Here is a 489-nt window from a genome sequence, read left to right as displayed (position 1 = left end):
TTTCCTTCGCTTCCTGCGCGCTCATCCAGTAGTCGCCCTTCTCCCAGGCGTCCCGGATTTTCTTCTTGTCCGTGCACTTTGACAGGAAGGCATTCAGATAGTGCTCATTCAGTTTGCGCATGACCTCCAAAGCCGATTCAATATCAGCGACTCTCCCGCATGCCCCTCCGCTGACCTGATGGATCATGAAAAGTCCGTTGGCAGGCATGGAGAACGATGTGCAATTGATAGCGATGTAGGTTGCCGCACTGGCTACCAGCGCACCGCCTTCACCCGTAATTTTGCCGGGAAACTTCTTGATCACGTTCACGATCTCGTTGGCTTCGAAGCATTCGCCACCGGGAGAGTTGATATAGATATGCACATCCTTGATTCCTGATCTTATCAGTTGCTCAACTTTGGAAGTGAATTCCGCTTCCGTCTCCCTCCATTTTGATATTGTGCCTTTGAGTTCAATCCGGGCACGTCCGTTTTCCGCTGTTGCAGTCA

The 489-nt window shown here is 51.3% G+C and carries 1 protein-coding gene; it reads right to left on the bottom strand.

The window, feature by feature from the left end:
- A partial coding sequence (locus tag HMPREF2794_RS26840; RefSeq protein WP_139147307.1) for a Clp protease ClpP occupies positions 1–489 on the bottom strand: 489 nt, incomplete at both ends.

Source organism: Bacteroides sp. HMSC067B03, from assembly GCF_001811315.1.
GTDB lineage: Bacteria > Bacteroidota > Bacteroidia > Bacteroidales > Bacteroidaceae > Bacteroides > Bacteroides faecis.
This window is presented reverse-complemented; position numbering and strand designations above follow the sequence as displayed.